The following is a 12,460-nucleotide window of genomic DNA, read 5'->3' as shown; positions in this document are numbered from 1 at the left end:
ACCTCCAGCCGGCGTTCGTCGGCCGCGGTCAGCCGCTCTTCGGCGCGAACGCGGCTCTCGCGCGCCTCAGCCAGGAACTGGATGGCGCCGGTGGCGGCCTTGTCCAGTTCGGATTGCCGGTTCTCCGCTTCCTGCAGACGGTCGGCCGCCGCCTTGCGCAAGGTTTCGGCCTCGGTGAGCTGCGACAGCAGGGCGCGCCGCTTGGCGTCGATTTCATCGGGCGCATCCGCCAGCCGCTCGCGTTCGGCCTCGGCCTCGGCCTTGCGTTCGCCAAGCGAGGCGATCTGCGTCGAGGCGTTTTCGGCCCGCTCCAGCCAATTGCTGCGTTCGGCGCCAATGGCATCGAGCCGGCGCGCGCGCGCCTCGGCTTCGCGGCGCAGCCCCTCATGCACCGCACGCGCATCGGCAAGCGCGGCGCGGTCGCGGGCGACATTGGCCGAGGACTGTTCGAGCTGCAATTGCAGATCGCCAAGATCGGGCGCGTCCTGCAGCAGCATTTCCGCCTCGGCGAAGGCGGCCGAAATCTCCTCATGGCTGTCGACGATGCGGGCGCGCGCTTCATCGAGTGCTGCGCGCCGGCTCTGCAATTCGCCGCCGGCCCTCTCGGCCTCAGCCAGTGCATTGCGGGCGGCGTCCAGCCGATGCTGTGCGTCACGACCGGCCTGGCGCGTGTTGCGCTCGGCCTCGCTTGCCAGGCGGAGCGCCTGTTCGGCCTCTCCCAGCGCCTCCTCGGCCTGGCGCAGGACGAGCGTCGCCTGTATCGCCTCGGCATCGAGCTCAGCCAGCCGGTTCTTCTGCGCCAGCCGTTGCGCCGCGGCGGTCGGCGCGTCGGCACTGGCGGTAAAGCCGTCCCAGCGCCACAGCGCGCCCTCGCGGCTGACCAGCCGCTGGCCGGGAGCAAGCAGCGGCTGCAACCGGCGGCCATCGCCGGCGGCATCGACGATACCGATCTGCGCCAGGCGGCGGGCGAGCTGTGCCGGCGCGTGGACCACGCTGGCCAGGCTCTTCACGCCTTCCGGCAGAGCCGCGTCGCCGGGTTGGATCGCGCCTTCGCCCCAATGCACCGGCGCGCTGCGGTCGAGCGGCACGTCGAGGTCTTCGCCAAGGGCTGCACCCAGCGCCGTTTCGAAACCGCGATCGACGCTGATCTGCTCCAGCACGGCCGGGAAGAGATCGCCGCTGGCGGCATTGAGGATTTTTGCCAGCGTGCGCGCTTCGGTTTCGATCCTTGCCAGCTCGGCCCTGGCATCCTGAAGCGGTGGCCGGGCAGCGCTTTCGGCAGCGCGGGCATCGATGACCGACTGCTCGGCCTCGGACACGGCAGCCTCGGCCTCCTCCAGCAGCGCCATGGCCTGTTCGACCAGCACCCGCTTCTCGGCCGGATCGGGCAGGCCAGCGACCTTGGAGAGTATCTCCGACAATTCCCGGTCGACATCGGCAAGCTGACGCGCGAAGCGGTCGCGGCGCTCGGCGGTATCGCGCAGCGTCCGTTCGATCTGGTTGCGCGAGGCGGCAGCCTCGGCCCGCTCGGCAGTCAGCGCGGCGAGTTTGGCTTCGCTTTGTGAAAGCGTAGATGCCGCTTGTTCGAAAGCCGCGCGGGTGGTGGCCTCGCGCTCGGCGGCACCAGCATTTTCCGAATTGAGTGCCGCCTCTTCGGCGCGCAGGCGCTCGAGAATGTCCGCGTTGTCGCGGACCATGCGCTCCTCACGCGCGATATCGCCGTCGAGCTGCTGCAGCCGGCGCTCGAGTTCGCTCTGACGGGCGCGGATGCGGCCGGCTTCCTCTTCGATCTGCGACTTGGCGATCGAGAGGCGCTGGAAGGCAGCGGCGGCGGCGGCTTCCGCGTCGCGCAGGTCCGGCAGCCGATGGGCGCCTATGCCTTGCTCCCTGGCGGCGGCCATCTGGGCCGCGGCGCGGTCGCCGACCAGTGCCGTGGCAACCGCCAGCGCCGATCGCGCCTCGCCTTCCTGGGTTTTGGCCAGCGTCCAGCGCAGATGCAACAGCGTCGCTTCTGCCTTGCGGATATCGGCCGACAGGTTCTTGAAGCGGGACGCCTGGCGCGCCTGGCGCTTCAGGCTTTCGATCTGGCTTTCCAGCTCGCCGACGACGTCGTCCAGCCGTTCCAGGTTCTGTTCGGCCGCCTTCAGCCGCAGTTCTGCCTCGTGGCGGCGGGTGTGCAGGCCGGAAATGCCTGCCGCCTCTTCGAGCAGGGCGCGGCGTGCCTGGGGCTTGGCCTGGATCAGTTCGCCGATGCGGCCCTGGCCGACCATCGACGGCGAACGCGCACCGGTCGACTGGTCGGCGAACAGAAGCTGCACGTCCTTGGCGCGGGCCTCCTTGCCGTTGATACGGTAAAGCGAACCGGCCTCGCGCTCGATGCGGCGCGACACCTGCAGTTCGTCGGCATCGTTGAAGGCAGCGGGCGCCGAGCGGTCGCTGTTGTCGAGGAAGAGCGTCACTTCGGCGGTGTTGCGCGCCGGACGCGTGCCCGAGCCGGAGAAGATGACGTCGTCCATGCCGGACGCGCGCATATTCTTGTAGGAGCTTTCGCCCATCACCCAGCGCAACGCCTCGACAAGGTTCGACTTGCCGCAGCCATTGGGCCCGACAATGCCGGTCAGGCCGCGTTCGATGACGAACTCGCCAGGCTCGACGAAAGATTTGAAACCAAGGAGGCGAAGGCGCGAAAACTTCATTCGCGCCGCCCGCTAAGCGGATTTCCGTGGTTTTGCGAAAGGAATTCGCAGCACAACGAGAAGCCGCGCACGCCGAAGCGCCGCCGCCTCAGGGCTGACTGGACGTCAGAGCAGAGGGTCGATGATGGCCGACATTTCCTCAATCGACATCGCCCCCTTGTAGGTCTTACCGTTGATGAAGAAGGTCGGTGTCGAGTCGACCTTGAATTCATTGGCGCCGCGCTTCTGGACCGATCTCACATCGTCCAGAAGTTTCTGGTCCGTCAAGCAGGCCTCGAAGGACTCCTGTGTAAAACCGGCGAGCTTCGAGATTTGCAGCAGCGCATCCTTGGTATTCTGGACGCCAACCCAGTTCGCCTGCTGCCGGAACAGGACGTCGACCATGGGGTAATAGTTATCCTTGGCGCAGCGCGCCAGCATAAAACCGGCTTCGGCGCTCGGGTCGAACGGGAATTCGCGCAGGATGTAGCGAACCTTGCCGGTGTCGATGTACTTGGTCTTCAGGTCCGGAAAGGTGGTCTCGGCGAAATGCGCGCAATGCGGGCAGGTCATCGAGGCGTATTCGACGATGGTGACCTTGGCGTCGTCCTTGCCAAGCTGCTTGTCGGGCAGCGCGCCCGGCTTCATCAGTTCCGTCATGTCCACGGTGCCCTGGGCTTCCGGCGCGGTGGCGGCGGCCGGCGTGGCCGGCTTTGCGGGAGCGGCCGGCTCAGCGGGCTTCACATTCGCAGCCTTCGCCTCCTCGCCAGAGTCGCTGCAGGCCGCGAGCAGGGCCACCGCCGGAATGGCGGCCAGCGAAGACAGGACGTTTCTGCGAGACAAGCTTTGGCCAAACGGGGGACGGTTCATACGAATCACCTGACAAGGGTTGGATTTTGCAATGCAAAGACACGAAAAGGCGAGAGTTGGCGCGAATTAAGGCATCTCGATCCCCAATCCAATCGCGAAACCTGACAAGGGCGATCACGAATGCGAGATATAGACGACGAATCCATGACTTTCTTCAAGACGCCTATGATTTTCTCTCCCCAATAATGGTCGCGCCAAGTTTCTCCAGCGAGGCGCGCAGTCCTTCATTATCGACCAGGCCGACAGTCCCCGACAATTTCGTCTTCTCAGCCGCGGTCAGCGGTCTCAGGGCCGGTCTGCGCTTTCCTTTGTCGGCTGTCACCGGCTTCTGCAGGATCCTGATGCGGTTGATGGCGGTGAAGCCGAGGAAGGCGTTGACCCGGTTGATGATCTCGCCCGTCTCGTGCTGCAGATGAAGTGCCGCCATGCCTTCGCAGGCAATGACCAGCACGGCCGGCTCGAACGGATCGTCCTCATGCATACGGCGCGGCCACTGGATTTTTTCGGGGCGCGAGTGGCTGGCCAGCCGTGGGCCGGCGATCTCGTCCCATGACTGGACGAGGCCGATCGAAATGCCGGCCCGCTTGCGCAGCACCGGATCGAGGATCCTGGTCGCGAGATCGCTGACCGGGACGGGATTGCCGTAGGGCGTTCTCCCTGCCATGTACGTCCTCCAGCGACGACCCAGCAGATACCGGCCAGGCCAATACAAGATCAATGGCACCAGCAGACCAGACCCGCAAGACCGCATCCTGGGATAGTGGCAAAGCCACATCCGCAGATAGCAGCATAGCTGCATCTGGAGATAGCAGCACAGCTGCATCCGGTGTCAGCGACGATATCGCATCCCGCCTGCTCGGCTGGTATGATGTGCATCACCGTGAATTGCCGTGGCGCATCACGCCCCGTGAGCATGCACGCGGCGTGCGGCCTGATCCCTACCGCATCTGGCTCTCCGAGGTCATGCTGCAGCAGACCACCGTCGAAGCAGTGAAGGCCTATTTCCGGATTTTCGTCGAGAAATGGCCCGATGTCGAGGCGCTGGCCGCGACGCCAGCGGAGGACGTGATGAAGGCCTGGGCCGGGCTCGGCTACTACTCCCGCGCCCGCAATCTCAAGGCCTGTGCCGATCTTGTGGCTGCGCGTGGCGGCCGGTTTCCCGACACGGAGACTGGTTTGAGAGAATTGCCCGGCATCGGCGCCTATACGTCGGCGGCCATCACGGCGATTGCCTTCGACCGCCCCGCCGCGGTTGTCGACGGCAATGTCGAACGTGTCATCTCCCGGCTGTTTTCGATCACAACCCCGCTCAGCGAAGCCAAGCCCGAGATCCGCGCCCATGTCGAGCGCATGGTGCCCGGGATAAGGCCTGGCGACTTCGCCCAGGCGATGATGGATCTCGGCGCCACCATCTGTACGCCACGCCGGCCACGCTGCATGCTGTGCCCGCTGCGCGAAGACTGCGACGCGGTCGTTTCAGGCGATCCCGAGCACTTCCCGGTGCGCCTGCCCAAGGCCGACAAGCCGCAGCGGCACGGCGCGGCCTTTGTCGCCGTACGGGCCGACGGCGCCATCCTTCTGCGCAAACGGGCCGAGAAGGGCTTGCTCGGCGGCATGACCGAGGTGCCGACGACAGGCTGGACCGCGCGGATCGATGGGGCAACCACGCAAGCGGCCGCGCCGTTTCCCGCCGACTGGCGGCATGCGGGCCGCATTGCGCATGTCTTCACGCATTTCGCTCTCGAACTCGAAGTCTTTCACGCTCACATCAAAGGTGATGCGCCAGACGGGCATTTCTGGTCGCTCGCTCACGAGATTTCCGGCGAGGCGCTGCCGACTGTCATGAAAAAGGCAATCGAGGCTGCGATACCCGGCGCGACGAAAAAGCCGTCGCCACACAGTGCAAAGAGGCCCCATGACTGAAATACGCCACATCGTTTTCGATATCGGCCGCGTGCTGATCCACTACGATCCCAACATTCCGTTCAGCCGCCTCATTCCGGATGCCGAAGAGAGAAAGTGGTTTTTCGACAATGTCTGCACGCATGATTGGAACATCGAGCAGGATCGCGGCCGGACCTGGGAAGAGGCCGAGGCGCTGCTGATCGCGGACCATCCCGATCACGCGGAAAACATCCGCGGTTTCCGCCGCCACTGGCACGAGATGGTGCCGCATGCCTATGAGGACAGCGTCGCCATCATGGTCGGTCTGATCGAGAGCGGCCACGACGTGACCATGCTGACCAATTTCGCCAGCGACACGCTGGCCGAGGCCCGCGAGCGCTTCGATTTCCTCAATCGTCCGCGCGGCGTGACGGTGTCGGCCGATATTCGCCAGATCAAGCCCGACCGAGCCATCTACGATCACCACGTCGCCGCATTCGGCCTCGAACCGGCCGCGACGCTGTTCATCGATGACAGCCAGAAGAATGTCGACGGCGCCAAGGCGGCAGGCTGGCAATCGGTGCTGTTCACCGACGCAAGGACGCTTCAAGCAGACCTTGAACGTCTCGGAATCAAGGCCTGATTTGAATCGCTTCGCGCGATCCGTTGAGCCTTTGAATCAAAGGCATTCGAAGCAATTGGCAGGGGCTCAGGCCCCTGCCCGCTCCATGCCGAGCCGCGCGATGCGGCGAAGCTCGTCGATCGGGGTCAGGCCACCGCTGCGCTCATAATGCCAGAAGGTCCAGCCGTTGCAGGCATCCAGCCCCTGCACTTCGGCGCCGACCTTGTGGATCGAACCGGCGCTGTCGCCGATCGCCACCGTGCCGTCGGCCCGCACCTTGGCCGCCCAGCGCTTCTTGGCATCGTAGAGCGTCGCACCCGGCATCATCAGGCCGGTGTCGATCAGGCTGACGAAGGCAACGCGCGGCTCGGCGCGCTTGCCCGTGAGAACGGTGAGATCGGCACCATCCAGCGGCCGCACCGCGTCGATGCGCTCGTTGGCGGCGTCGATGTAGGCCTGCTCGCGCTCGATGCCGACGAAATGGCGGCCGAGGCGCTTGGCCACCGCGCCGGTGGTGCCGGAGCCGAAGAACGGATCGAGCACGATGTCGCCCGGTTTGGTCGAGGCCATCATGATGCGGGCAAGCAGCGCTTCCGGCTTCTGCGTCGGGTGCAGCTTGTCGCCATTGTCGTTCTTCAGCCGCTCGCCGCCGGTGCAGATCGGAAACAGCCAGTCGGAGCGCATCTGGATATCGTCGTTGGACGCCTTCATGGCTTCGTAGTTGAAGGTGTAACCCTTGCCCTTCTGGTCGCGCGTGGCCCAGATCATCGTCTCATGCGCGTTCTGGAAGCGGCGGCCGCGGAAATTCGGCATTGGGTTGGTCTTGCGCCAGACGACGTCGTTTAGGATCCAGAAGCCGAGATCCTGCATCTTGGCGCCGACACGGAAGATGTTGTGATAGGAGCCGATGACCCAGATGGTGCCGTTGGGCTTCAGCACCCGGCGCGCCGCCAGCAGCCAGGCACGCGTGAAAGCATCATAGGCCTCGAAACTCTCGAACTGGTCCCAATCGTCGTCAACGGCGTCGACCTTCGACTGATCAGGGCGGTGCAGGTCGCCGTCGAGCTGCAGATTGTAGGGCGGATCGGCGAAGATGACGTCGATCGATTTTTCGGGCAGCCGGTCTAGCGCGGCGACGCAGTCGCCCTTGAGGATCGTGTCCAGCCATTCGGATTGCTGGGGAGCGTGGGAAAGCTCGTCGAGAAGACGCACGGCAGACATTCTGACACCCAAGGCACGCGTTACTGTTTACTCCTGGTTATGGTTACCGATCAGCGTAAATATTCCGTGAAGGCAAGGGACTGGTGTGGCGAATTTGCGAAGGCGGCCCTGTTGGTGTATGCCGCGCCGCCTGAGCCTTCCGAGGCCACTTCGCCCTCCCATTGTCCGGATCACCATGCCCCAGCCAGACCTTGTCATCTTCGATTGCGACGGCGTGCTCGTCGATTCCGAGATCATCGCCGCCCGCGTCGACGCCGAGCTTTTGACCTTGGCCGGATACGAGATATCGGCTGAGGAGATTTCGGAGAGCTATGCCGGCCTGACCTTCAAGGACATCATGCTGCGGGTCGAGGAAAAGTCCCGCATTCCCTTCCAAGCCTCTCTGATCGACAGGGAGGAACAATTGGTCGACCGCAAACTGCGCAGTGACGTCCGCGCCATCGATGGCGCGCGCGAGGCCGTTGCCGCGGTAACCGTGCCGCGCTGCGTCTGCTCGAATTCACGCTCCGAGAGGATCGAATTCATGCTGGAAAAGGTGCATCTTCTGCCGTTTTTCACCGACCGGATTTTTTCGGCGATGGAAACACCGACCGCGAAAACGAAACCGGCGCCGGACGTGTTCCTGTTCGCGGCGGAGAAACTCAACGCCAACCCGGCGAACACTTTCGTCATCGAGGATTCCGTGCACGGCGTCCACGGCGCAAGGGCGGCGGGCATGCGGGTGATCGGCTTCACCGGCGCGGGACACAGTTATCCCGGCCATGCCGACGCGCTCACCGAGGCCGGCGCCGAAACGGTGATCCGCCGCTGGGCAGAGTTGAAAAGCGTGATCGCCGCGCTGTCGGAGTGGTCGGACGCCTGAGAAGCGTGCGCCGCGACGCACGCCTCATGCAACTGCCGAGACCTAGTTCGTCGCGGCAGCCCTCTTGCGGCGGGTCTTCTTCGACTTGTTGGCCGTTGCCTGATGCGCGGTTTCGTCATAGCCGGCAAAGGCCTGATAATCCTGGGCCGTCGGCTCGGGCACGACGACATTGGAATCGGTGAAGACGAACTGCGTGGCAACGGAAGGATCGGTGACCTGGACCTGATACTGGTGGAGCTGCGAATAGAGGACCTGGGTGCCGTGCATCACCGCCGTTCGGATCGGCATGGTGATCGTGCCTGGAGAAAACTTCGGTCCGGGGACAATCTTGCCGGCGACCGCAATCTTCATCGCCAACTGGCCGTTGGCACGGCTGCAGTCGCGTGTCACGTCGCTGACCGACGCCTGGTAGATGATATTGGCCGAATCGTCGGGCGGCGTTGCAGCAGCGGCGTCAGCCTCGGCCTGGGCCGCGGCATCCTGCGCGGCATCGCCGGTCTTCTTGATCCTGGGCTTGGGCTTCTGAGCTTCCCTGGAATAGGTGTTGAAGAAGGCCGTGCCGTCGCGCACGGTCACCCTGGGACAATAGGCCTGCAACTGGCTGGCCAGGATCTTGGGATCCTGCGGCGGCGGTGGCGCCGTCGGGTCCTCCTTCTTGCCGATGCCGAGGTTCAGGATGCCATTGTCGCCCGATTGGCAGCCGGCGGCGGCAAGCATAAAGCCGGTGAGCGCAAGACCCGCCAAAAAGCGACCACTGAATGTACGAAACGCCATGAAACTGCACTTCCCTCTCGCAAAGCTGGTGACGTATATCAACCGCGCGGCAAAAATGCGACTGAGCCAGTGCAGAATTAACCACCTTGCGGTGGACGGAAAAAGCCAGGCAGTAACGGAATTGTGACATGCACTATGTGAGTACCCGCGGGGAAGCCCCCGTTCTTGGATTTTCCGACGCCGTGCTGGCTGGGCTGGCGCGCGACGGCGGGCTCTACGTGCCGCGCGAGTGGCCACAGTTTTCCGCCGCCGAGATCCGCGCCATGCGCGACCTTGCCTATCCCGACCTTGCCATCCGCGTGCTGTCGCCGTTCCTTGGCGGCGAAATCCCGGCGCCCGTCTTCGAGCGGCTGGTCCGCGAAGCCTATGCCACCTTCCGCCACGAGGCTGTCTGCCCGCTGGTGCAGACCGGCCCCAACACCTTCGTCCTGGAACTCTTCCACGGGCCGACGCTCGCCTTCAAGGACGTGGCGATGCAGCTTCTGGCCCGGCTGATGGACCATGTGCTTGCCGAACGCGACCAGCACGCCACCATCGTCGGCGCCACCTCGGGCGATACCGGCGGGGCTGCCATCGATGCCTTTGCCGGTCGCAGCCGGACCGACATCTTCATCCTTTTCCCGCATGGCCGCGTCTCGCCGGTGCAGCAGCGGCAAATGACGACGTCGACGGCTGCAAATGTCCATGCGCTGGCGATCGAAGGCAATTTCGACGATTGCCAGGGCCTGCTCAAGGACATGTTCAACGATCACGGCTTTCGCGACCGGGTGGCGCTTTCGGGCGTCAATTCGATCAATTGGGCCCGCATCATGGCCCAGATCGTCTATTATTTCTCCTCGGCGCTGTCGCTCGGCGCGCCGGACAGGCCGGTTTCCTTCACCGTGCCGACCGGCAATTTCGGCGATATCTTTGCCGGCTATGCCGCCAAGAAGATGGGCTTGCCGATCGATCGGCTGGTCATTGCCACCAATGACAACGACATCCTGGCGCGCACTTTTTCGACCGGCGAATACCGCACCAAGGGCGTCTTTGCGACCACGTCGCCGTCGATGGATATCCAGGTGTCGTCGAATTTCGAACGCTTGCTGTTCGAGGCCTCCGGCCGTGACGCCGCGACCGTGCGGCGCTACATGGACGGCCTGAAGCAGTCCGGTGCTTTCACCATCGAACCCCACCAAATCGCCGGGATGCGGTCCGAATTCGACGCCGGCCGCGCTGATATGGACGAGGTCGCCGCCACCATCCGCTCGACGCTCGCGACCAGCAACTATCTGCTCGATCCGCACACTGCGGCAGCCGTGCATGTCGCCGCAGGCAAGGCGTCAGGCGCCGTGCCGATGGTGGTGCTGGGTACAGCACACCCGGCAAAATTCCCGGCCGCCGTCGAAGCCGCCAGCGGCGTGTCGCCCGCACTGCCCGCATGGCTAGGTGGGTTGATGACATCGGAGGAAAAATACACGGTACTTCCATCCGACCTGAAAATGGTGGAAGATTACGTCGGCCGCCGCGCGCGGGCGGCGCGTTAGGGAGTAGTAGCCATATGGGTGTTGAGGTAAGCCGTCTGTCGAACGGCCTGACAGTCGCCACCGAAACCCTTCAAAGCATCGAATCGGTTGCCCTTGGTGCCTGGGTGAAGTCGGGTGCCCGCAATGAACGTGACGACGAGCATGGCATGGCCCATCTGCTCGAGCACATGGCGTTCAAGGGCACGAAAAGGCGGAGCGCCTTCGAAATCGCCTCGGAGATCGAGGACGTCGGCGGCGAAATCAACGCCGCCACCAGCGTCGAGACCACCTCCTACTATGCCAGGGTGCTCTCCGACGACGTGCCGCTAGCCGTCGACATTCTTGCCGACATCCTGCAGGAGTCCGAATTCGACCCGCAGGAACTCGAACGCGAACAGCATGTGATCCTGCAGGAGATCGGCGCCGCGCACGACACGCCCGACGACATCGTCTTCGACCGTTTCACGGAAACCGCCTATCGCCATCAGACGATTGGGCGCTCCATTCTCGGCACGCCCGAAACGGTCAAGTCCTTCACCTCGAAACAACTTCACGACTTCATAGAGCGGCAATATGGCGCCGAGCGCATGGTGATTGTCGCCGCCGGCGACATCAAGCATGACAATTTCGTGCGCGAGGTCGAAAAGCAGCTCGGCGGCTTCCGCAGCAAGGCCGACAGCACCATCCCGCAATATGCGCAATATGTCGGCGGCGATTTTCGCGAGGACCGCGACCTGATGGACGCGCAGATCGTGCTGGGGTTCGAAGGCCGGGCCTATCATGTGCGCGACTTCTACGCCTCGCAGGTGCTGTCGATGATCCTCGGCGGCGGCATGTCGTCGCGCCTGTTCCAGGAGGTCCGCGAGAAGCGCGGCCTGTGTTACTCGGTCTATGCCTTCCATTGGGGCTTTTCCGACACCGGCGTCTTCGGCGTCCATGCAGCGACCGGCCAGAGCGACATCGCCGAACTGGTGCCTGTCATCATCGACGAACTGCAGAAGGCCGGTGAGAAGATCCTGCAGGAAGAACTCGACCGGGCGCGCGCCCAATATCGCGCCGGACTGATCATGTCAGCCGAAAGCCCGGCCAGCCGCGCTTCGCAGATCGCACGGCAACTGCTTCTGTTCGGCCGGCCGATCGCCAAGGAGGAACTGATGGAACGGCTGTCGGCGCTGACGATCGAGCGGCTGACCGATCTATCGTCGCGTTTGTTCTCGACCAAGCGGACGCTTACCGCTGTCGGGCCTGTGGGCACACTGGCGCCCTACGAGGCGATTCTCGAATCGCTCGCGGGCACGCAGACCGCGGCCCGCAAGCTCGCCGTCTAAGCCCCTCAAAGCGCCATGTTCGCGCTCCCTTTCTTTCGCCGTGACCTGCCGGCACTGAAAGGCGACCGTGTCACGCTGCGCGTGCCGTTCACCAACGACTATCGCGAGTGGGCGGCGGTGCGCGGGGAAAGCCGCGCTTTCCTCGAACCATGGGAGCCACGCTGGACTCCCGATGAACTCGACCGCAACGCATGGCGGCTGCGCATCAGCCGCTACCGCGAGGATTATGCTCAGGGAACCGCTATCGCCTTCTTTATCTTCGAGAGGAGCAGCGGCAAGCTTGCCGGCGGCATCACGCTCGGCAACATACGCCATGGCGTCTCGCAAAGCGGCCATGTCGGCTACTGGATCGGCGAGCGCTTCGGCGGCCGCGGCCTGATGACCGACGCGGTCAAGGTGGTGACCCGCTTCGCCTTCGATACGCTGAGGTTGCACCGGATCGAAGCGGCCTGTATTCCCGACAATATCAGGTCGATCCGCGTGCTTGAAAAAGCCGGATTTCGGCGCGAAGGACTGCTGCGATCCTATCTCAGGATCAACGGCATCTGGCAGGACCACTACCTCTACGCCCGGATCGCGGACGATCCGCCGGGCGTTGGAACGAAGGACTGATTTTTGACGAAATTCCTGCGCAACGGGCCGCTGTTCGCCATTGTCCTCGCGATACTCCTGACGCTGTGGGCGGCATCGTCGGCCTTCGCCGTCGAGCCGATCAAGAT

12 protein-coding genes are annotated in these 12,460 nt (G+C 64.1%); 7 read left to right on the top strand and 5 right to left on the bottom strand.

Going from position 1 to position 12,460, the window contains the following annotated elements; genetic code table 11:
- The 3 genes from ENZ74_RS07480 to ENZ74_RS07470 all read right to left on the bottom strand — a co-directional run.
- The coding region (locus ENZ74_RS07480; RefSeq protein ID WP_164760966.1) for a chromosome segregation SMC family protein at positions 1–2,696 on the bottom strand (2,696 nt) is incomplete at its 3' end.
- Positions 2,697–2,801: 105 nt separating this feature from the next.
- Positions 2,802–3,545: a DsbA family protein gene (locus tag ENZ74_RS07475; RefSeq protein ID WP_013532754.1), complete on the bottom strand. Its 744-nt coding sequence runs from the start codon at positions 3,543–3,545 to the stop codon at positions 2,802–2,804.
- Between the two features lie 163 nt (positions 3,546–3,708).
- Entirely contained in the window at positions 3,709–4,209 is a 501-nt protein-coding gene (locus ENZ74_RS07470; protein WP_013532755.1) for a DUF721 domain-containing protein, read from the bottom strand.
- A 53-nt stretch (positions 4,210–4,262) separates the two neighbouring features.
- Between ENZ74_RS07470 and mutY the strand changes: the two genes are divergently transcribed.
- Entirely contained in the window at positions 4,263–5,468 is a 1,206-nt protein-coding gene (gene mutY / locus ENZ74_RS07465; RefSeq protein ID WP_013532756.1) for an A/G-specific adenine glycosylase, read from the top strand.
- Positions 5,461–6,072 (top strand): HAD family phosphatase, encoded by a 612-nt coding sequence (locus ENZ74_RS07460; protein ID WP_013532757.1) that lies wholly within the window; start codon positions 5,461–5,463, stop codon positions 6,070–6,072. The genes mutY and ENZ74_RS07460 overlap by 8 nt, the downstream gene beginning before the upstream one ends.
- Positions 6,073–6,138: 66 nt before the next feature.
- On the opposite strand, the gene ENZ74_RS07455 is transcribed toward ENZ74_RS07460, so the two are convergent.
- Entirely contained in the window at positions 6,139–7,272 is a 1,134-nt protein-coding gene (locus tag ENZ74_RS07455; RefSeq protein ID WP_013532758.1) for a site-specific DNA-methyltransferase, read from the bottom strand.
- Positions 7,273–7,447: 175 nt separating this feature from the next.
- Between ENZ74_RS07455 and ENZ74_RS07450 the strand changes: the two genes are divergently transcribed.
- Positions 7,448–8,134: an HAD family phosphatase gene (locus ENZ74_RS07450; protein WP_013532759.1), complete on the top strand. Its 687-nt coding sequence runs from the start codon at positions 7,448–7,450 to the stop codon at positions 8,132–8,134.
- Positions 8,135–8,176: 42 nt separating this feature from the next.
- On the opposite strand, the gene ENZ74_RS07445 is transcribed toward ENZ74_RS07450, so the two are convergent.
- Positions 8,177–8,908: a hypothetical protein gene (locus ENZ74_RS07445; protein ID WP_013532760.1), complete on the bottom strand. Its 732-nt coding sequence runs from the start codon at positions 8,906–8,908 to the stop codon at positions 8,177–8,179.
- Between ENZ74_RS07445 and ENZ74_RS35675 the strand changes: the two genes are divergently transcribed.
- Genes ENZ74_RS35675 through ENZ74_RS07430 form a run of 4 tightly spaced genes read left to right on the top strand, consistent with a single transcriptional unit; the run spans position 8,907 to position 12,353 of the window.
- On the top strand, positions 8,907–9,035 hold the full coding sequence (locus ENZ74_RS35675; RefSeq protein WP_263499029.1) for a hypothetical protein: 129 nt from the start codon (positions 8,907–8,909) through the stop codon (positions 9,033–9,035). The genes ENZ74_RS07445 and ENZ74_RS35675 overlap by 2 nt on opposite strands.
- Position 9,036: 1 nt before the next feature.
- Positions 9,037–10,434 carry a threonine synthase gene (gene thrC / locus ENZ74_RS07440; RefSeq protein ID WP_013532761.1) on the top strand — a complete coding sequence of 466 codons (1,398 nt, stop codon included), beginning with the start codon at positions 9,037–9,039 and terminating at the stop codon, positions 10,432–10,434.
- 14 nt (positions 10,435–10,448) lie between these two features.
- Entirely contained in the window at positions 10,449–11,741 is a 1,293-nt protein-coding gene (locus tag ENZ74_RS07435; RefSeq protein WP_127312716.1) for a pitrilysin family protein, read from the top strand.
- Between the two features lie 15 nt (positions 11,742–11,756).
- Positions 11,757–12,353, top strand: coding sequence for a GNAT family protein (locus ENZ74_RS07430; protein WP_013532763.1), 597 nt, complete (start codon positions 11,757–11,759; stop codon positions 12,351–12,353).
- The last annotated feature ends 107 nt before the right edge of the window (positions 12,354–12,460 follow it).

This window comes from Mesorhizobium sp. M7A.F.Ca.CA.002.15.2.1, assembly GCF_003998715.1.
GTDB lineage: Bacteria > Pseudomonadota > Alphaproteobacteria > Rhizobiales > Rhizobiaceae > Mesorhizobium > Mesorhizobium ciceri.
This window is presented reverse-complemented; position numbering and strand designations above follow the sequence as displayed.